This is a genomic window from Rhizobium vallis, assembly GCF_003985155.1.
Classification (GTDB): domain Bacteria; phylum Pseudomonadota; class Alphaproteobacteria; order Rhizobiales; family Rhizobiaceae; genus Rhizobium; species Rhizobium vallis.
This window is the reverse complement of the sequence record NZ_ML133701.1, coordinates 65042-81737: the sequence shown is the minus strand read 5'-3', so window position 1 is coordinate 81737 and position 16696 is coordinate 65042. Positions and strand designations below refer to the sequence as shown.

Sequence of the window (16696 nt, the reverse complement as noted above, 5' to 3'; positions counted from 1 at the left end):
TCGGCAACCCGGGAATATTCGGGGCTGCGCGCGAAAACGACGGATCGACTCGTCGCTATTGCACCTGGAGATTGTAACATGGGCAGAGATGTTAAGCGGGATCTCGTGCAACCATCCCTCCTGGACCGGCTTACGGACGATGAGCCGCGCAGCTCGTGTGAAGCGCAGGACAAGCGCAGCTTCTCTGTTCGCCAACTGGAAGAGGTGATTCTACGCGATGTTTCCTGGTTGTTGAACACCAATCAATTGGGTGCAACCGTAGATCTACAAGCGTACCCTCACGTAGCGGCCAGTGCACTTAATTATGGTGCCTGGCCTCTCAGCGGACAAATTCGCGAAGGGATGGATAAGAGCGCATTGCGCGAAGCGATAATCGAGAGCCTTCAGCGCTTTGAGCCGCGTCTCTTACCGGACACCCTGAAGGTCACGGTCCTGGACGATGGTCAGGGTTGCGGCACTTTTCGCTTTAGGATCGAAGCCGATCTGTGGGCGCAGCCGTTGCCGGTGCGAATGGTGATGCGTACGGAGGTAGATTCCGAGCTCGAATCCGCCCGCGTTCATCTCGGTACAGAGATAAGCTGATGGATCCCCGGCTCCTGCGACTGTACAACGACGAACTTGCTTATATGCGCGAGATGGGGGCCGAGTTCGCCCGCGCATTCCCGAAGGTCGCCGCCCGGCTCGGGATGGAATCAGCGGAGGTCGCCGACCCCTACGTCGAGCGGCTTCTGGAAGGCTTCGCTTTCATGGCGGCGCGGGTGCAATTGAAGCTTCAGTCTCGCTTTCCGGAATTCACCCAGCACCTCCTGGAGATGGTCTATCCGCATTTTCTACCGCCGCTCCCCTCGATGACGATCGTCCGTTTCGAGCCCGACCAGGATGCCGGACGACTTGAAAATGGATACCTCGTGCCGCGGGGAACCAAGCTTTTGGGCCGTCTTGCTCCGGGCGCCGTCACACATTGCGAGTTCCGCACGGCCCATGATGTGCATCTCTGGCCAATTGTGGTGAGCGCTGCCGATTATTTTTCGACGCCGGGGCAGATCGCCGCACTGGATCTTCCGGCCCGGCAAGATGCGAAGGCTGCTTTGCGACTACGCCTTCGCACCACCAATGGCATGCCGTTCAATAAACTCGGACTAGAGGCTCTCACACTGCACCTAACAGGCCCCGGTGGCATCGGCGCCGCACTCGCCGAACAGCTTCTCGGTGACGCATGCAATATCATAGCCCGTCCGGTCGGCCGGCCTATCCCTTGGCAGGAAAAGATTCCGGTTCATGCGCTGCAGCAACGCGGTTTGGAGCCGAGCTGTGCTCTCCTGCCCGAGGTGCCACGCTCTTTCGACGGGTACCGTCTCCTACAGGAGTATTTCGCCCTCGCGGAGCGGACGTTGTTCGTCGAGGTTAGCGGGCTGGCAGACGCAGTAGCCCTGTCAACTGCCGAGACCCTTGAGATCGTCTTCGCACTCAGACGTGTCGAGCCACGGCTGGAACGACAGCTCGGACCCCAAAATATCGTTCTCTTCGCAACGCCCGCGATTAATCTCTTCGAACGCCAGGCAGATCTCGTCCACGTGAGCGACAAGAACACCGAGCATCATGTGATTGTTGACAGGATGAGGCCGCTCGACTTTGAGGTCCACTCGATCCTCGAGATGAGCGGAGACGGGGCGAAAAACGAAGCGGCTCCCGTGAGGTTCTACCCGTTCTATAGCATCAGCGCGCACGGTCAGGAGGAGCAGCATTCCAGATACTACGCGATCCGCCGGGAGCAGCGCCTCATGTCGGAGCACCAGCGTCTAAATGGCGCGCGGACTGGCTACATCGGCAGCGAAACGTTCGTTTCTCTAGTTGATCGCCAAGCGGCTCCCTATTCGGCGGAACTCCGGCATTTGTCTGTAAACTGCCTGTGCTCGAACCGGGATCTGGCGCTGCTGCTGCCGATCGGCCGGGACGAGACAGACTTCACCCTGGAAATCGGCGCTCCAGTTACCGCCACCCGGTGCGTATCGCCCCCGAGCCGACCGCGCCACTCCTTCGCCAATGGCGATATCACTTGGCGATTAATTAGCCATCTTTCACTGAACTACCTCTCGATCAGCAATTCCGATAGGAACGACCACCGGGGCGCAGAAGCGCTACGTGAACTCCTCCGCCTCTACGTCGATCCAGTCAATGCCTTCGCCTCACGGCAGATCGACGGGATCCGGGAGATTCGGTCCAGGCCTGCGGTCAGGCGATTGTCCAGCGGTGGACAAGCCGCCGTAGCACGTGGGATTGAGGTTGGTATCATCCTGGACGAAGCGGCCTTCGAAGGCGTTGGCATCTTTCCGCTCGCCTCCGTGCTCAACCAGTTCTTCGCGAAATACGTATCCATCAACAGCTTCACCGAGATGGTCGTCTCGACGCTACAGCGCGGGGAGGTAATGCGATGGCCGACGATGGCCGGCCGCCGGGCGATCCTTTGATTTCGGGGGCACTCGGCGACTTCCTAAGCTCGCTCAGGGCCGAACCGCATGCCTGCGACTTCTTCCAGGCTCTGCGGCGGATCGATGCAATCTGCTCAGATCGGCCTCGGCTGGGAGAATCGAGCGGTCCCAGCCTGGATCGCGTGCGGATCGCCCAGCAGCCCTCCCTTGCATTTCCGACTCGATCGATCGCGGGCGTGACTGCGCACGAGGAGAACGACCCCGTAATCTCCACCTACGCCTTCGGCTTGTTTGGACCCCACGGTCCCCTCCCATTGCATCTGACGGAGTACGCCCTTCTCCGGCAGCACAACGCCGCGGATGAGACGCTGATCCGATTTGCTGATACCTTTCATCATCGAATGGCCTCGTTCTTCTTCCGCGCATGGGCGGAGGGCGAACCGACCGTGAGCTATGACAGGCCACAAGAAGATCGATTTGCCCTTCAGCTCGGCGCGCTAGCCGGCTTCGGGATGACCTCCCTGCGCGCGCGGGATGCTATGCCTGATCTGGCCAAACTCCACTTCACCGGCCGTCTCGCCTCACACACCCGCAACGCCGAGGGGCTCGCTGCCATCCTCGCCAGCTTCGTCGAGGCGCCGGTTGATATCCGTGAATTTGTCCCAAAGTGGGTGGATCTGCCCCGCATATCGCTCTGCCTCCTGGGCCGCGACCCGGCCACGGGCACGCTGAACAGCAACGCTATTGCAGGTGCGAGGGTCAGAGTGTGGCACCATCGGTTCCGACTCATTGTGGGTCCCCTCAGCCTGGCTCATTACGAATCGCTTCTGCCCGCAGCTCCCGGCCTTAAGTCGATAGCGGAGATCATCTGCAACTACCTTGGAGATGAACTTGACTGGGAGATTAACCTCGTTCTCCGTCAGGAGCAGGTCCCGGAAGTGCAGTTGGGTCGCTGCGGCAGACTCGGATGGTCCAGTTGGATGGGCAAGCGGAAAACGCGCCAGCACGCCGATGACTTGACAACTACCCCGACTGACCGGGGCCCACCGGCTGCCGCATGGCACTCTCCTGAAACGGACATCCATGATGCGGCGGGCCCGCTCGACCTTCTTTTCGGGCGGGGAGAAGATCTCCTTGGCGAGATCGATCTGGAACGGGTGAATGGCCCACGTAACCTCGATACCAAGTGCGGCGGCACGGCGGGCGGCGGCTTGGAAGGCCCGTTATGACAAGCATCGGAAGCTCGACTCTCTTCAGTAAGCTCAACGCAAACTGCAATGGGACCGCCAAGGCCCTTTGCAAAATTCGCCGTGACGCCTCTTTGGAACGTTATCGCCATTTTGACGCCCTTGAGGCTTCAGCAGCGGAGAGGCCTATCGAGCCGACGATCGCGGCGAAACTCGACCACCGTGGTTGTCCGCTCGGGCGCTGCGCCCTGGGCCTGGTTGAATCTTCCAGGAGACACGTCGTCGCTAGCACCGCCGGAATCCGCCAACTCATCGATGTTACAAGGCCGCATGGCGAGATTTGGGTGGGATTTAGCGTGGGTGAGTTCCAAGAGACCCACACGCTTTCTTCACCCCGCCCTCCCCCGCTTGGCTCTGACGATGCGGGCCAGCAAGACATCTTGGCTGAGCAACGGTCGGCGATTTCGATGCACGAAATAAACGCTTTTCGGCATCTTCGCCGATGGCTTCGGCAGCATCCTACTCACGCCATCGGGCGCAACCGCGCCTTCTCATCAAATCTGCGGAACACACACCACCATGGTCGAGTCAAGAATCGAGAGTCTCTTAAGGCACAATCGTTTTGTTGCGGTCACTTCGGCCGCGTCCGAGTTGAATGAAATCTCTCTCCGGCGGCTCAGTGGCACCGAGCGGCTGGGGGAACCTTTCCTCTACGAGGTGAAGCTCGCCAGCCGCAATCCAGTTCAGAACTTTGCTACGATCCCCGGTCAAAACCTGACAATCGGCCTTAAGCTCAAGGACTCGCAAACCCGCTTCTTCAACGGTGTTGTTACGCGCTTCCAATATCTCGGCCTCGACGATACCGAGCACCTCAACTACGTGGCGCAGGTGCGGCCGTGGATTTCATTGCTCGAGCATCGCTCTAACAGTCGGGTCTTTCAGAACAAGACGAGCATCGAGATCATCACCACGATTTTTCGAGAACATAAAGGCAATTTCAAGAATCAGACCGCCCGACGGTTCCCACAGCGCCCATATTGCGTCCAGTACGATGAAACGGATCTGGCCTTCGTCAGCCGCCTCATGGAGCAGGACGGCATCTACTACTATTTTGAACATGCTGAGGACCAACATGACCTGGTGCTGGTCGACAACGCCGCGAGTCACATGGCCTGCACGCCTGAGATCGTAGAGACCCACCACAATCTCAGGCCTGCCCGAAGTCTTTACCAAGAAGATGTCATCCTGCATTGGGACGAGGTCGTATCGCTACAGCCGAACAAGGTCGTTCTCAGGGACTATGACCATGAGAAGCCGATGGCAGAACTGACGTCTGTCGCGCGTGTTCCTCCCGTGAGGACAGGCGGCATTCCGCCATGCAAGCTCACGGGAAGCGCCATCACCCGACCGCGGGAGAGCGTGGCGGTCAGAACGGGCGAGACCTCGTCGGCAAGCAGCGGCTGCACGGCAATGCGGGAGGTCTTCGAGTATCCAGGCCAGTATACAAAAAAAAGCGATGGCGATTTCTACGCCACCATCCGTGCCGAGGAACTCGCCTGCAACGCTTATCGCGCGCGGATCGAAAGCACTGCGCGCCAGATAACGACCGGGTCATTATTCAAGGCGGCAAATCCCTTCTACTACGGCCAGGTCGGTTCCCGCCCGAAACCCACCGATCGCTTTCTGGCAGTCGGACAGGACTTCACTGTCATCGGTGAGGTGGGGGACGATCTCACTGCGGACACCGTGGGGGGGAAGGGCGAGCGGTTCCTCTATCACAGCAACGTAGAGATTATCCCCGCGACCACCCAGTACCGACCGAGGCGCCGCACACCGGCGCGGTTGATTCACGGACCGCAGACGGCCGTCGTCGTGGGCCCCGAGGGCGAGTCGATCGCGACGGATAAGTACGGCCGTGTGAAGGTTCAGTTCTTCTGGGACCGAGAAGGCGGAAAGAACGAGAACAGCTCCTGCTGGATTCGGGTGGCCCAGAACTTCGCTGGTAAGGGTTTTGGCAACCTGGTCGTCCCACGGATCGGCCATGAGGTCGTGGTTGATTTCATCCACGGCAATCCCGACACGCCCCTGGTGACCGGCGTCGTATACAATGGCTCAAATCTGCCGCCTGAAACCCTGCCGACCGACAAAACGCGGTCGACCTTCCGGACGCATACCGATGGCGGCGCCGCTAATGCCTACAATGAACTGCGCTTTGAGGACAAGCAGGGCCGTGAGGAGGTCTATTTGAAGGCCCAGAAGAATCATACCGTCGAGGTCGGGAATATCTACAGCATCGACGTCAAGAGACACTTCCTCCTGACCTCGGGCGGCGCCGCGCCCGACTCCCCTGCCGCAGCGGCCTTAGGTAGCCGCGTCGAGGTAACACCCGACAAGATCCGCCTTGTAGTATCGGGCAGAACCGGCCCGCAGGCCATCGAAATCAGCGGCGATGGGATCGCCATTATCGGCACGATGATTGGCGTTATGGCAACGCCTCCGCGGCTCGGGTCCATCGTCTCCATGCCGCCGCCGACACCGGGTCCACCCACGCCGTCGATAATGAAGCTTATTGCGACACTCGGGCTGCCGCCTGTTACGCCCGAGTGACACGATGTCAAGGTGAACTGGTTCTGGGCCTCGGCTGTCCGGAAGTCGTTGCCTTTAAGTCGGCAGGGCCCTGCAGGCGTAGAGAAAAAGCGTAACGGCTTCGGCGTCGTAAGCTGACCTACCAAATCAACGTGACACTGCGAGATTGCCCGAAAATGAGGAAAGGTTATCGCGCGTGAGCGTTTGTTCCGGGAACTTGCGCCTCAGTTAGATGGAGTTGCCACGCGAAATCGGCCGCAAGCGGCTCCAAATGCGTCTGGTTTAGGTCTCCACCAAGCTGAAACTGGTGGATGAAATACCTTTATCACTCGGCGTCACGAAATTGCGATCAGGGCGCGGGCGGCGCAAAAATCAGCGTTCTCGATCTGGGCGTTACAGCGCTGCTTTGCAGGGCGGGCTCTCGCCTCGAAGCGCTTCTGGCGGAGCGTGGCCGCCTCGAGCAGCAGTCGAAGCCTTTCACCATGCTCGAAGGTGTCTCGCTCCTATTTGCGTTTCGAGTTCCTGATAGGCGCTGGCCATGCCTGTCAGGCCGAGTTTGCGCAGCATGTCAATGGTGGGATTGTTCAACGTCGCGATAAAAATCATGCGCTGTCCAGCTCGAGGGAGGACGCTGGCCATGCCCCCGAAGCATAACGGGATACGAATTTGGTATTGGAAGGAAAGGTCGCGACGGAAGTAACATCAGCAGTGACGCAATGACCTAAGGAACGACGCAATGTACGGCAGAAGGCAGGGGGGTGTTGGCAATAGTTCCGAACAAGGCGGTGAAGACACCTTTAACTGGGTTGAAGGCTTGACTGGCTCCTCGTCCGGCGAAGCGGCACTGAAAGAAATTTTACTGGCCTGGGCGGAAGACGGGCAGCAGGAGCAGGACGAGGACCGGCACGAGGCAATGGCACGGATCGAGGCCTGGACGGAAACCCGCAATTTTCGTGCCCCCCTGAACTTAACATCGCTGTCCCTAACGGCACTGCCCCCCACCTTACCGGCCGGCCTCCAGCGGCTCAACGCCAATGACAACCGGTTGGGCAGGCTGCCCAACAACCTCCCGCCCGGTCTGCGAAAGCTCTCTGCCTGCGACAACCAGCTGACCACGCTGCCTGAGGTTCTTCCGGACATGCTCGAGACGCTCTACGTCGACGGCAACCGGCTGACCAGATTGCCGAACGAGCTTCCTTCCGGACTAAAGTATCTCTACGTCAACCACAACCGGCTGACCAGTTTGCCCGATAACCTGCCGCCTGAGCTCAGGGAGCTTCATGTCACCCGCAACGAAATCGCGCACCTGCCGGAGAATCTCCCCCTCGAATTGACGGATCTCCGCGCCGAACTCAATAATATAATTCGCCTGCCCGAGCGCCTTCCTGCAAAGCTCACGAGGCTCGAAGTCCCTCACAATGAACTGACTAGCCTACCCGAGGACCTCCCGGCCACCCTAAAGTGGCTCAGCACCGACAGTAATGAACTGACCCACCTGCCCCCTAACCTGCCGAGGGGGCTGGAGGAGCTTAGCGTTCGTGGAAACAACCTGAGAGGACTTGGCGACGGGCGAACTGCACTGCCGTACATTCTGTCGCAGCTTCCGCCTCATTGCAAAGTGTACCTGAATAACAATCCGCTGCCAGATCGACTGCGGGCGCACCTGAGCGCGCAAAGCGGGACGAGCCTTCCGCAGATCTTTTTGTGATGCTGCCTGACAAACGGGCCAAACTAGGTCCCTGCGTTTTGAGTAAAAGGCCTTTTGCCGAAGCCATGGCGGTGGGGTGCAGGCCAGGTATGACGCGTGCGGATCAAAAACAATGAGTTTGCAGGTTTATGCCGCTCGCCGGAATATGTTGAGTTGTGGAAGCAACAGACGTCTCACTGAAGACTATGGCCGGAAAGCCCAGGCTCGGCACTTGTGTCCTTCGGGCGACCTTGCATGCGAGCCAGTTCGTACAAAGGATTACCCGCTATCGCGTACCAGGAGGTGCGACGCGTACGGCCTAGAGGCATTGCCGCCGGTTGGAACGTTCGGAAGCTGGACCCAGATTTCAACAGGCCTCAAGCGCATCCACCATTTCCACATGGTCCACCCCCAGCATCGCGTATTCGTTGATCTAACTACCCGAGACTCCAGCCTACGGGCCTATTTGCATTCGTCGGCGATCGACGACTCTGTCGCCTATTAGTTGAAATAGAGTTTTCGTGGCGAGCCAGCAGAGGAACAGCCCATGGATGAGAAAAACAGCCCCATTGTTTGCATCTCGGGTGTAGACGAACGAAAGCTCGGCGCCGCTCTAATCGCGGTCCAATCGGCATTTAGTGTCGCGATTGCGGAACTATCGAAGCTTCACAAAGGGAACAGTCCTCAGTGGTTCGAAGACCTGGAGGAGGTGGTAATCGCTAACGCAAAAGGCACAGTCACCGAGGGCATCTCGCTGGATGTCGAGGTGGAAAGCCTCAAATTCGGCATCGACGTCCTTCGGGCGATCTTAGATGTCAGCCGCGTTGAGCTAGGCTTTGCAGCAAAGGAATAACCTTTCGCCCAAACGAGGTCTCGATGCTATTGGCGCCGGAGATGTTCGATGCACACTCGAACCTTCGCATGAGTACCGCGCTCGTCGCCAAAGTCGCCCGCATCGTCACCAAATGGTATGGCCGTCCGACAAACCAGGAGGTCTTGCCGCAGATGATCGACGATACGACCTATGCATGGCGCACCGGCGTTTTTGAGGCAACGCGCGTTTTCCATGCGGAAGACCCGGGCGGACCAACCTTCATCGGGGGCAATTTGCGCAAGCCGGACTCCCATGGAAGACAATAACTTGTCGGACGCTGGGCGCACGAGACTGAGGGACTCAGCGTTGAAGATGTGCCGACAAGCTCGGCATTAGCGATGCACCCTGTATAGCGGGCAGCGACCGCCTTGCCATGCTTGAAGATGCCCTGAGCCGACACGCCCACAGTTGATAAAGATGTCGACTCAGTACCGCCGGCCGCTCCTCACCTTCTACCTTGCTGAGCCGCCAGCCATTGCGGCTCGTGGCAAGGATTTTTCGGACTCTTCCCGAGAATATGCACAACGCGACGCAGCGCTTGTCGACCCGCTGTTTCGTGAAGTTCGCGCTCGCCAGGAAATGGTGCGTGATGAGCCCTTTGTAAGAGTCACCCTTGCGCCGGCAGTCCGAGACCTCCCCGTTCATCTGGTTCGTCGTCTGGAATCGCAATCGATCGATGATCGACCTCCGCCCCTTCGTCGCAGGGATACACATCAAGTGGATTTGACCTGGACAGCGACCGCTCGCGCTGGAGCGCCGAATACCGGCGGCGCATTTCACCGGACGCAATCGACCCTGCCGTCCAAAGAGCGACCAGTTCCATGAAACCCGGGTCTTCATCGATCCGGATTCCTCGCGCCTTCCAACGCGCGATGACCCGCTCGGCTATGTCCCTGCGTGAATCCATTACCACTTCCCTGCCCCCTGCCCCCTGCCGCCTACGCGGTTAGATACCAAGATGGTGGGTTCTTCGCCAGTTCAAACCGTCCAATATGTCACGCCGGCCGCCCGCGATCCGTTTTCAGGAGCTTGTTAGCTGGAGCTATCGAGATCGCAGGACACACTTTCCAGCTCTCTCCCGACCTGATGGTCCCCGTCACCATCTTTTCCGTCCATGAATAAGGTAGGCCGCCCCCGATCAGTCCAGGCGATTTAAGTGCGAGTCCGCTTTTACGTCGCCTTGAGGTCCGTCAGCACCTTGTCAAAAGCATCCTTGACCGGCTTTGAGATTTCCTCCACCGCCCTGCTTGAGAGCACCCGGACTTCCTTGGCGTGCTGCAAACTTGTCTCAACCCGCTTGCGGAAAAAGGTCGACTGCTGTTCGAGGATCTGCGACGGCGAATTCGCGCCCAGCAAAGCTTGCAAATGTGAGAAGCTGGCCTCGGCGTCGGCCTGCAGTGCAGCGATCGTCTTCCACCACAATTCGTTGCCGAATAGACTTGTCGTTTCGAGGATCGGAGGCAGCATTTTCTGTGTCGCTTCAGCGCCGGACGCAAATTTCAAAAAAGCCTCTGTCACCTTCTTGTTCCCCTTTTCAACAGATGCGCCGAACTGATCTGGCACCTTGAGCGACGATGACCCCGGGTTTTCGATCGTTTCAAAGGATCTTTCGGAAATCTTGGTCATTGCATTTTCCTTCTCTTTGAGTTGGTTGCAAGCTGTGACATCGGGATTGACCCTTCCGCCGGCGGATGCATGGCCGCTTGGTAGAACGCGGATCCGATGACGAACGGTCAGGTGGCCTCCGTTCCGTTCGTTTCATGAACCGGCATAATGCAGACTGCTTTCTGCCGCTTGTAACCAGGGATCAGCAAACACCATGCCAACTGCTCCGACGCGCCAAGAAGATCATTTTCTTTTATCAATGGGCGGGTTGAGGGCAGGTTGATGTGTATTTGACGGAGAGACCGGCGAACAAAACGTTCCAATCACGACAAACCTGACAAAAGTGGCGGATGCCCGACATTTGCGAGAAATGTCGACGGTTGCGCTGGGGACAAGGGAATTCACGTGGACTTCAAATCGCGCCAAGGATCATGTGCCTGTTCGTGGCTAAGGGGCGTTACCCGGAAAATCAAAACTCGCGGAGCTCTCCGCTATTCCATATCGCGCCGCGATATCTTCGAGCGCTTCCTGAAAGACGGCCGCGTCGAAGTGGACTCCACATGTTGAGCGGGCAATCAAGCCCCAGGCGTTAAGAAAAAATAGCCTGTTTGCTGAAGGTGACGAGGGCGCGACATACTCCTCATCTGATGATGTCTATAAAAGAGGATTTTGAACCGGATCCTGAGATATCGGACGCCGGGATCGCCTGGCATCGGCTTCGCGGCGCACGGTTTCGTGTTGAAGGTCGGAAAGCTGGATGATCCACGGCGCTCCGGTGCATAACTGGCGAGCGGGAAGGACACCGCTGCTGACCATCCGGTAGGCGGTAGCTCGACTCACCTTTAGAATGTCGGCGGCCTCGTCGAGGGTTCTCTCACCGCGTTCGGCCCGTTCACCTTCTCGATAGACGGAGATGCCGTGGATGTTGCGAAGACTGCAGACGTGGCTTCGCGTCCAGCTGGCGCCATGCCCTGTCCGCTTGCCGGATCGATTCAAGATCGCTGCGATCGACAAATCGGGCAACTGCCTCGCCAAGTTGCGAACGAGATCGACAACATCAGCCTTAACTGCCCAGCGGGTCTGGCCGATCTTGTTTTTCTTCACCGTCATCCGGGTGTGATCGCCACCCTGCCAATGAATGACGAGCGCCAATGTGTCGTCAACGGTATCGACAATGATTTCTTTGATCAGCAGCCGAATGATCTTTTGGCGTGTCTCGATAGACGCGTCGGGACCTGTGCCATGCCTTACTATAGATCGCTACCGAGCATCATCAATCTTGTACGGTCGTCGGCCGATAAAGCAGGCGTGTTACGGTCGGTCGAGAGCATCTCGAACTGGACCTCGAGATCACGCAATAGGATCAGCTTCTCATTCCAGCGCCGCTCCAGTTCGCCGGCGACCAACCGATTGCCCGGATCGACAGCATCATACTGGCGGCGCGCCCTGGCAGCCTCGTATTGTGCTTGCTTGATTAAGTTCTCGAGTTGCTGTTGATTGTCGCTATGACGCTGCGTGTGCGCCTCCATTGCCCGCAAGGCCGCCTCGATTCCCGGAGGTTGCAATCGCTCGAGCACCTCCTGCGCCACGGCCCGATCGACCCGCATGCCGCCGAACCCGATACAGTTGCCGACCGCCATGGCGCCGAACGTGCCGCGACAAACATATCGCTGCGCCGCCTTTCCCGGAGTATTGAATGTGCAATCGGCGACCGCAGCGACCGCAACGGAATAGTCAGGCAACAAAGCTTGGCGCGCAGTTCAACGAGTTTGGTTGCCGAAAGGCGCGGCGCAGCTACGATCTCGATCGAACTTGCCGCAGGATCAAACATCCATGCCGGAATTTGAAATGAACCACCGTGTGCCAGAATGAGCAGATAGTGAACGCCTTCGTGCTCATGGCTGCCGGTTACCAAGACGGTTTGGTCAACCAGTGGATGGAAGGGATAGGTGACCCTTGCTTCAAACGTCGGAAATCCGGCATTATGAACCCGGCTCGGAAGGCGGCGGCAGGACTTGGGCGACGATCGCGACGCTGCTTCAAACTGCATTTTGCCGCGCGCGGCAAAAGCACGTTTATACTGACCAGCAAACTATGCCGATTAACCGACTTTGCCAACGTTTCCGGCACCATAGCAGCCGCCTAGTCGGCATAGCTTAGGGTCTCTCCGTCGCGAAGGAGAGGACACATGAACGCAACTCAGGATCGCATCGCCCTATGCAGGAAGCTAGTCTACAGTCCACATCGGGACGACGATGCACGTGGCACTCGCTAAGCCTGTTTCGGGATCTGATCGACTGGCATGTCGGCAATGGAATACTCCGCAGGATTTAAGCGAGGTTCACGTCGACCGCTTCCCTGAGCATCGTTTCAAACACTGGAGACCCGACTCGGGCGATTGATCGGCGCTCCGCCGCTCGCCTTTGGCGTTACGGGAGAATGGCTTAATACCGACCGCGCTTCCTATTCAGCGCAGTGAGCACGAGAAGATCGACGATGCTGGCCGGTCCCAAAAACGGGATGGCAGCTTCTAGAAGTCGATTGAACGGACCGGTCGGGACCGGCGTCCGCACGCGGTGCCCCACGGTCTGTGGGCCTCTGAATTCTGTTCTGCAGGTAAAGTCAGCCGACGCCGTCGCGTATCGCGACTTTGGAGCTCGTTGGGTTCGCTCGCCAGCCCCTTCCTCATGCGATGCGGCTCCGCCCCTTGCAAGAAACGCTCCGGCGTCCCAATACTTTTGGCTTTGCTCGACGGCGCTGTATCCCGCAGCTTCGATAGCCTTGCTCCGAAACGCTTCCTGCGGGGTCGTCAACTCCTGCAGTCAGGCGCCTTCCGCCGCTGCGTTATGATCCGTCGGAGCCAGACTTTCAGCGGCTGTTTCCGCCGCTGACTTTATGGCTGCGGACCCTCACGGTTGAACTCTCCAACCCGGATTAGTGCCGGTCGAGTTCGGCTTCGACCTTCTTGCGACTGTTGCCTACGTTCTTCACGGTCTTCTTCACCGCTTCCTTGGAAATGCCTTCCTTCCGGGCTTCGTACTTCACCTCGTGATCCTGACCACCTGCGACGCGAGCACGATCCTGGCTGCGGGCTTTGGATGTGGTTGCCACTGAGATCCTCCTAATGTCGGTCCTTACGAACGGGCGCCGATTCAATAAGTTCCGGCCTCCGTTATGGTGAGGCGCGCTTCGGCGATGTCGCGGACGCGCTGCACATGGCCTCGGGCGAGATGGTTCACTTCGACGATGAGATCGCGCAAGGCATATCTGCGACCGCAGTTAATCAGTAGCGGACAATTCTTCCCAGGCAGTTGGTACGGCTCGTCGTGTGCCTATGAGCAAACCCATGGATTGATTGTCATAGAAAGCAGGACTAGAACAACAGCGCTAATGCAGGAGCGCTCGGCATCCGAACGCAGAACAAGATCGCGGCGGAAGCCACGCAAGAGCGTCGTCTGCGAAGAGAAACCAAGCGGCTCGGCAGGTTGCGGCTAACCTCTGACCGAGTCGGCACCACGAAGGAGCCAACCCATCGGGGACAGATCCCCCTCAGCCGCTACATCAACGTGATTTGGAGTTTGGAATGGATCAATTTGCTACCGCCGACAACACCTCCGCAGCCGCTCGTCGCCGCGAAGCCAGGATTGCGAAGGGCTACAGCCTTGAGGACCTGGCCATCGCCACCGGACTTACGGTCGAGGAAATCGCAGCGGCCGAGGAACCCCTTCAGATCGTGCCTCAGCACCACCTCGAGCGCATTGAGCATGTGATCTCATAGCTTCCGTCGCCACCGGCACGCGGTCCCGGTTTAGGGGCCGCAGTCAACCACGGAGGGCGCGGAACGAAAGATCGATGCTCTATGGGACGTCCTAGGCGCATTGATGCTCCGCTTCACGCCGACAGAATGCGCAAACTACTTCAGGGCTGCTGGATATGAGCCGGATTGAACAGGATTTGCTCTAGTCGATATTGCGTCCAATTGAAGTGTCATCCGCCATTTTAAGATAACTGCAGAATCACTTAAAGAGAACATGGCACCAATGATCGCACAAACAACCGGTCCGCTTCTGCCAACCGACGCAGTTCCGATTGTCGCGATGTTCTTCTACGATATGGCGCAACTATCTGCTCGGTGGCTTAGGTAAGCCACCGCCGTTCGCGGCTTGTGGCTACTCATCCTGCCGGGCTGCGCTGTCCGTCGCGTCACGCGCCGCACCCAATCGATCGCGATGCTGATGCCAATGCGGAAGCGCTTGGACGCCGCCCGGCACCACACCCCTCCTGTATCACCGCTTCTACAACTTCTCGCGGTTATTCGAAACAGGTCTCGCCATCCAGCTCAGCCTCCTGACCGGCCAGAAGGATGAATCTGATTTGCGTCATAGGGAATCCTTCTCACGGGTCTACCTAAAATCATCCCGCTCTAAGCTTACGCGCACAACTCGCGGTTCAGCATGAACTCGCAACATCTGTTTTACGGTGCGAGGGTCATACCTCGATGCGATCGTCAAGCAGCCCGATCTGTCAAAGCCGCGACTATCTCTTCCAATGCAAATCTTAGGCTATCACTCAGCTTTCGATCTTTTTGCCAAACGACGACGTAGTGATATGTTGCCCCTGGCTGAAATTCGCGGAATGCAACGTCGAATTCAGCATATTCGCTCGCAATGATCTCGTTCGTAATCGAAACGCCGATCCCTGCCATGACATAGCCAATGTCATGGCCATTGGCGTCATATTCCACGGCGATGTCAGGAGCGGTTCCCATATATCGAAGGGCATTGACGCTCATTTGGTGAGAGGCAATTTGCGGGTCGATATCGATGATCGCCTCACTAGCAAGATCTTCGGCAGTGACAAGCTGCTGTGCCGCAAATCGATGGTTGGCCGGAAAAAGACATACGTTGGTGGCCGAGCCGACGGGCACCCAATCAAGAATGCGCTCATCAAGAGGCAATCGGGAGATGCCAAGATCCGAGCGGCCGTTTAACACATGATCTGCAATCTGCTCATAAGTTCCTGATTTCACCTGAACGGCGTAAGAGCGGCTTCTCTCCCGAATCCTTTTGACCACTTTCGGCAAGGTCGCGAAGGAGAAAGCGCTTGGCGCCGCGATGCCGATCATTCGCGTATCGTTGTTCCGCAGGAAGTCGATTGACGGTCCGATCCGATCAAGTCCGGCAAACGCCGCGTCGATTGTGCGTAGAAATTCCCATGCCTTGACGGTTGGCACCAGTCTGTTGTTTTCCCGGCGGAAGAGCGCGAAGCCGACAGTCTCCTCTAGCTGCTTGATGTTTTGGCTGACCGCCGGCTGGGTTATTCGCAACATCTGCGCTGCGAGCCTTTCCGAGCCGGCGCGCATAACCTCCCGCAATATTTGAAGGTGGCGGATCTTCACTCCGGAGTCGGTGACGTCCATGGCCGGGAATCTCAATCGTGGTCGAGCGACGCGCCTCATAAGCTGCGCTTATCAAAACTTCCTGAATCTTATAAATTGACGGCGGCAAGTCAAAGTATATTTTTGACATACGCCAAACTTAGAGCGCCGGTTAAGCTAATGAATCCAATCTACCCTCGGTTAAATCTCGGCAAGCCCTTTGTATATGTCGGGAGAATACCTTTCCTATTTCGGTGCGCTCGCAAGAATATTGGAGACTTGCATTGTACGCATTTGTAGATCAATTTTTATCTGGATTGAAGAACACACTTTTAGTGTTTGCCTTGAGCTGCGCTTTCGGGACCCTATTAGGTTTGCTTATTGCCGTTCTCCGCAACTCGACCCGTAAGTCGGTTTCATCGTGCATGCGGGCCTACACGGGCATCATCCGGGGTGTTCCGGAACTTCTGATCATCCTCCTGACGTATTTCGGCGGAACCGCCCTTTTGAGCGCGATTGCCGGTGGCTACATCGAGATTAATGCATTTGCGGCCGGTGTCGCGGCACTGACCGTCGTGTTCAGCGGGTACGCCGCGGAAATATTCCGTGGTGCGATCAACGCGGTTGCACCAGGCCAACGAGAGGCTGCAGCGGCGCTCGGGCTTTCGAACGCGCAGATTTGGTTTCTGATCATCATTCCCCAGATGATCCCGATCGCTCTGCCGGCATTCTGTAACCTTTGCATCTCCTTGATAAAGGATACATCGCTGATTTCCGTCGTCGGGCTGACGGATGTCATGCGCGTCGCCTATATAGGCGCAGGCTCACTGCGCGCTCCACTCCCCTTCTATCTCGCAGCGTCTGCAATCTACCTCGCCCTCACAAGCCTGTCCCTTCTTTCGTTCCGGTTATTGGAGCGCCGCTATTCGCTCCCGGCGATGAAAGGTTGAG

General features: G+C 57.8%; 15 protein-coding genes and 6 pseudogenes. 11 read left to right on the top strand and 10 right to left on the bottom strand.

The genetic code is table 11. The annotated features are described in order from the left end of the window. Positions 1-78: 78 nt before the first annotated feature. The 3 genes and pseudogenes from tssE to tssG form a co-directional block, all read left to right on the top strand. A complete protein-coding gene (tssE, locus tag EFQ99_RS30880; protein ID WP_004680427.1) occupies positions 79-582 on the top strand; it encodes a type VI secretion system baseplate subunit TssE in 504 nt (167 codons plus the stop codon). Beyond that, positions 582-2468, top strand: a complete 1887-nt coding sequence (tssF, locus tag EFQ99_RS30875) for a type VI secretion system baseplate subunit TssF (RefSeq protein WP_008536039.1) — start codon at positions 582-584, stop codon at positions 2466-2468. Before tssE ends, tssF begins: the two co-directional genes overlap by 1 nt. After that, a pseudogene (gene tssG / locus EFQ99_RS30870) lies at positions 2432-3403 on the top strand (type VI secretion system baseplate subunit TssG); the annotation flags it as partial. The gene tssF and the pseudogene tssG, both read left to right, overlap by 37 nt. A 105-nt stretch (positions 3404-3508) precedes the next feature. Here the strand turns inward: tssG and EFQ99_RS36175 are convergent. Further along, positions 3509-3646: pseudogene (locus EFQ99_RS36175) on the bottom strand (CoA ester lyase); the annotation flags it as partial. A 549-nt stretch (positions 3647-4195) separates the two neighbouring features. Between EFQ99_RS36175 and EFQ99_RS30865 the strand changes: the two are divergent. Then, complete coding sequence (locus EFQ99_RS30865; RefSeq protein ID WP_004680430.1) at positions 4196-6223, top strand: type VI secretion system Vgr family protein; 2028 nt, start codon at positions 4196-4198, stop codon at positions 6221-6223. A gap of 456 nt (positions 6224-6679) precedes the next feature. Here EFQ99_RS30865 and EFQ99_RS36055 read toward each other — a convergent pair whose 3' ends face one another. Further along, the gene (locus EFQ99_RS36055; RefSeq protein WP_280952386.1) at positions 6680-6808 is read right to left on the bottom strand and encodes a hypothetical protein; all 129 of its coding nucleotides are present in this window, start codon (positions 6806-6808) and stop codon (positions 6680-6682) included. Between the two features lie 130 nt (positions 6809-6938). On the opposite strand from EFQ99_RS36055, the gene EFQ99_RS30860 reads away from it, so the two are divergent. The 3 genes from EFQ99_RS30860 to EFQ99_RS30850 all read left to right on the top strand — a co-directional run bounded on the left by EFQ99_RS30860 (position 6939) and on the right by EFQ99_RS30850 (position 9029). Continuing rightward, a complete protein-coding gene (locus EFQ99_RS30860) occupies positions 6939-7910 on the top strand; it encodes a leucine-rich repeat domain-containing protein (RefSeq protein WP_004680431.1) in 972 nt (323 codons plus the stop codon). 526 nt (positions 7911-8436) lie between these two features. Then, positions 8437-8742 carry a hypothetical protein gene (locus EFQ99_RS30855; protein WP_004680432.1) on the top strand — a complete coding sequence of 102 codons (306 nt, stop codon included), beginning with the start codon at positions 8437-8439 and terminating at the stop codon, positions 8740-8742. Between the two features lie 68 nt (positions 8743-8810). Then, a complete protein-coding gene (locus tag EFQ99_RS30850) occupies positions 8811-9029 on the top strand; it encodes a lysozyme family protein (protein WP_037147006.1) in 219 nt (72 codons plus the stop codon). 341 nt (positions 9030-9370) lie between these two features. Here the strand turns inward: EFQ99_RS30850 and EFQ99_RS30840 are convergent, their stop codons facing one another. Both EFQ99_RS30840 and EFQ99_RS30835 read right to left on the bottom strand, forming a co-directional pair. Further along, positions 9371-9670, bottom strand: coding sequence for a hypothetical protein (locus EFQ99_RS30840; RefSeq protein ID WP_016737472.1), 300 nt, complete (start codon positions 9668-9670; stop codon positions 9371-9373). A 263-nt stretch (positions 9671-9933) separates the two neighbouring features. After that, on the bottom strand, positions 9934-10389 hold the full coding sequence (locus EFQ99_RS30835; RefSeq protein WP_010024976.1) for a phasin: 456 nt from the start codon (positions 10387-10389) through the stop codon (positions 9934-9936). Positions 10390-10824: 435 nt separating this feature from the next. On the opposite strand from EFQ99_RS30835, the pseudogene EFQ99_RS35230 reads away from it, so the two are divergent. Then, positions 10825-10996, top strand: a pseudogene (locus EFQ99_RS35230) (IS66 family transposase); the annotation flags it as partial. Between the two features lie 26 nt (positions 10997-11022). Here the strand turns inward: EFQ99_RS35230 and EFQ99_RS30830 are convergent. From EFQ99_RS30830 to EFQ99_RS30800, 4 genes and pseudogenes are all read right to left on the bottom strand, one after another. Beyond that, a complete protein-coding gene (locus EFQ99_RS30830; protein ID WP_010005427.1) occupies positions 11023-11520 on the bottom strand; it encodes a helix-turn-helix domain-containing protein in 498 nt (165 codons plus the stop codon). Positions 11521-11618: 98 nt separating this feature from the next. Continuing rightward, on the bottom strand, positions 11619-12110 hold the full coding sequence (locus EFQ99_RS30825; RefSeq protein WP_225882825.1) for an ATP-binding protein: 492 nt from the start codon (positions 12108-12110) through the stop codon (positions 11619-11621). Between the two features lie 98 nt (positions 12111-12208). Continuing rightward, a pseudogene (locus EFQ99_RS35735) lies at positions 12209-12418 on the bottom strand (DUF5372 family protein); the annotation flags it as partial. Positions 12419-13302: 884 nt separating this feature from the next. Then, the gene (locus tag EFQ99_RS30800) at positions 13303-13479 is read right to left on the bottom strand and encodes a DUF3606 domain-containing protein (protein ID WP_004668584.1); all 177 of its coding nucleotides are present in this window, start codon (positions 13477-13479) and stop codon (positions 13303-13305) included. Positions 13480-13951: 472 nt separating this feature from the next. On the opposite strand from EFQ99_RS30800, the gene EFQ99_RS30795 reads away from it, so the two are divergent. After that, positions 13952-14146, top strand: a complete 195-nt coding sequence (locus tag EFQ99_RS30795; protein WP_010068053.1) for a hypothetical protein — start codon at positions 13952-13954, stop codon at positions 14144-14146. A gap of 58 nt (positions 14147-14204) precedes the next feature. Continuing rightward, a pseudogene (locus tag EFQ99_RS30790) lies at positions 14205-14315 on the top strand (IS630 family transposase); the annotation flags it as partial. Positions 14316-14524: 209 nt separating this feature from the next. Here EFQ99_RS30790 and EFQ99_RS35730 read toward each other — a convergent pair. Together EFQ99_RS35730 and EFQ99_RS30785 are read right to left on the bottom strand one after the other, a co-directional pair. Continuing rightward, a pseudogene (locus EFQ99_RS35730) lies at positions 14525-14702 on the bottom strand (IS630 family transposase); the annotation flags it as partial. Positions 14703-14875: 173 nt separating this feature from the next. Further along, positions 14876-15787 carry a LysR family transcriptional regulator gene (locus tag EFQ99_RS30785; RefSeq protein ID WP_042120104.1) on the bottom strand — a complete coding sequence of 304 codons (912 nt, stop codon included), beginning with the start codon at positions 15785-15787 and terminating at the stop codon, positions 14876-14878. Positions 15788-16029: 242 nt separating this feature from the next. On the opposite strand from EFQ99_RS30785, the gene EFQ99_RS30780 reads away from it, so the two are divergent. Next, the gene (locus EFQ99_RS30780) at positions 16030-16695 is read left to right on the top strand and encodes an ABC transporter permease subunit (RefSeq protein ID WP_016737469.1); all 666 of its coding nucleotides are present in this window, start codon (positions 16030-16032) and stop codon (positions 16693-16695) included. The last annotated feature ends 1 nt before the right edge of the window (position 16696 follow it).

Excerpts from the sequence above, each read along its gene's own strand:
- tssF (WP_008536039.1), top strand. The coding sequence starts at position 582 with ATGGATCCCCGGCTCCTGCGACTGTACAACGACGAACTTGCTTATATG.
- EFQ99_RS30795 (WP_010068053.1), top strand. The coding sequence starts at position 13,952 with ATGGATCAATTTGCTACCGCCGACAACACCTCCGCAGCCGCTCGTCGC.
- EFQ99_RS30850 (WP_037147006.1), top strand. The coding sequence starts at position 8,811 with ATGAGTACCGCGCTCGTCGCCAAAGTCGCCCGCATCGTCACCAAATGG.
- EFQ99_RS30785 (WP_042120104.1), bottom strand. The coding sequence starts at position 15,787 with ATGGACGTCACCGACTCCGGAGTGAAGATCCGCCACCTTCAAATATTG.
- EFQ99_RS30865 (WP_004680430.1), top strand. The coding sequence starts at position 4,196 with ATGGTCGAGTCAAGAATCGAGAGTCTCTTAAGGCACAATCGTTTTGTT.
- EFQ99_RS30840 (WP_016737472.1), bottom strand. The coding sequence starts at position 9,670 with ATGGATTCACGCAGGGACATAGCCGAGCGGGTCATCGCGCGTTGGAAG.
- EFQ99_RS30835 (WP_010024976.1), bottom strand. The coding sequence starts at position 10,389 with ATGACCAAGATTTCCGAAAGATCCTTTGAAACGATCGAAAACCCGGGG.
- tssE (WP_004680427.1), top strand. The coding sequence starts at position 79 with ATGGGCAGAGATGTTAAGCGGGATCTCGTGCAACCATCCCTCCTGGAC.
- EFQ99_RS30860 (WP_004680431.1), top strand. The coding sequence starts at position 6,939 with ATGTACGGCAGAAGGCAGGGGGGTGTTGGCAATAGTTCCGAACAAGGC.
- EFQ99_RS30855 (WP_004680432.1), top strand. The coding sequence starts at position 8,437 with ATGGATGAGAAAAACAGCCCCATTGTTTGCATCTCGGGTGTAGACGAA.
- EFQ99_RS36055 (WP_280952386.1), bottom strand. The coding sequence starts at position 6,808 with ATGATTTTTATCGCGACGTTGAACAATCCCACCATTGACATGCTGCGC.